The organism is Stenotrophomonas sp. STEN023, assembly GCF_056760135.1.
In genome coordinates this window covers 1-519 of sequence record NZ_JBRREF010000166.1, presented here as the reverse complement: position 1 = coordinate 519, position 519 = coordinate 1, and the positions used below count along the sequence as shown (strand labels likewise).

The 519-nt window shown below is 50.1% G+C and carries 1 protein-coding gene and 1 rRNA gene; one reads left to right on the top strand and one right to left on the bottom strand.

Annotated elements, in window-relative coordinates:
• The coding region (locus ACVOLV_RS22175) for a hypothetical protein (RefSeq protein WP_481556239.1) at positions 1 to 205 on the top strand (205 nt) is incomplete at its 5' end.
• A 213-nt stretch (positions 206 to 418) separates the two neighbouring features.
• Here the strand turns inward: ACVOLV_RS22175 and rrf are convergent.
• Positions 419 to 519, bottom strand: a 5S ribosomal RNA gene (gene rrf, locus ACVOLV_RS22170); the annotation flags it as partial.

Sequence of the window (519 nt, the reverse complement as noted above, 5' to 3'; positions counted from 1 at the left end):
ATTAAAACAATTGAATCATTGCTTGATTAAACGTCTGCAAGATGGACAGTCATCCATTCCTGCAGGCGTCCTCACAAGATACCTGCGCATACTTTCAAAGAACTTCGAATCAGGCCTCAGCGCCTTCTTCGTAGGCCGCGACGTTTCCGTCGTAGCGAGCCGACCATTATATGGTGGCTTTTCTGCTTCGTCAACACCTTTTTGAGAGGCTGTTGACTCGGCGGCTTCAAGGTTGAGCCCGAAGGCTTTTCGTCGAAGCGAGCCGCCTATTATGGCAGGCTTTTTGTTTCCGTCAACACCTTATTTGATGAACTTGAAGTTCTTCGTGAAGTTGTTGAGCTAACCCAGGCTCAAAAACACCTGGCTTACATAAAAAGACGAACCCCGCTGCGTGAGCAGCGGGGTTCTTAGATAAAAACCCTGACGATGACCTACTCTCGCACAGCTTAGGCTGCACTACCATCGGCGCGGCTACGTTTCACTTCCGAGTTCGGGATGGGATCGGGTGGTTCCATAGCG